Consider the following 263-nt stretch of genomic DNA (forward strand, 5'->3'; position numbering starts at 1 on the left):
CAGGGTCCGTACCCCGGGCCAGAACGGCTCACGCGAGCGGGGCTTCGGCTCGCTGAAGTACGAGAAGCTGTTCTTGGAGGAGATACCCGACGCCCTCGACCTGGTCCGCCATGCCGAGGACTACCGGCTCGAGTACAACACCGTCCGCCCTCACGAGGCACTCGCCTGGAACCGGCCCCACGACGTGCACACCGGCCAGGCCGACCCGCTCGTCCCCAACTTTCCCGAACCCCAAAACCTGCCAGTTACTTGACGCGGGACAC

The 263-nt window shown here is 66.5% G+C and carries 1 protein-coding gene; it reads left to right on the top strand.

The window, feature by feature from the left end; translation table 11 throughout:
• Nucleotides 1-253, top strand: a 253-nt coding sequence (locus PUR61_RS02570; RefSeq protein WP_329875163.1) for an integrase core domain-containing protein, incomplete at its 5' end; no start/stop codon positions are given.
• Nucleotides 254-263: the final 10 nt, after the last annotated feature.

The organism is Streptomyces sp. BE20 (assembly GCF_036322525.1).
Taxonomy (GTDB): Bacteria; Actinomycetota; Actinomycetes; order Streptomycetales; family Streptomycetaceae; genus Kitasatospora.